Source organism: Dellaglioa sp. CoH-57-MRSF-17 (assembly GCF_056782015.1).
Map to the genome: position 1 here is coordinate 1 of NZ_JBXAXY010000062.1, position 404 is coordinate 404.

The following is a 404-nucleotide window of genomic DNA, read 5'->3' on the forward strand; positions in this document are numbered from 1 at the left end:
AACACGGCTGCTGGCGTGCAGCCTTCGACGGGTCAAGCAACTGATCTGTTCGTTGGTTTCTCGTTCGCAGGTACGTCGGCAGCTCCGTTCGCTGAAGCTACCTACAACAAGGTCGAAACCTTCTTGGTCCAGGCTACGGGCAGCGTGAAACTGTCGCTGGTGCCGACGACTGCAACTTCGGTCGGTATCTACGACCAAACGACCAGCGCATGGGTTCCGGTTGACGGCACGACGGTCAAGGTCACGGGCCAAACGGTCTCGGGCCTGACGGCAGGCGACACGGTTACCGTGACTTACGAGTACACGCTGACGGCAGTGCAGCGCCGGGTCCTGTTCGGTGACGTGCAGCCGGGCGGCTACGTTGGCGATTACGTCCAGCAAATCGGCGTGATTACGCGCGGTAC

1 protein-coding gene is annotated in these 404 nt (G+C 60.9%); it reads left to right on the forward strand.

Annotated elements, in window-relative coordinates; translation table 11 throughout:
* Window positions 1–404: hypothetical protein (locus tag AC1RPJ_RS07860; protein ID WP_481762857.1), on the forward strand; the 404-nt coding region annotated here is incomplete at both ends.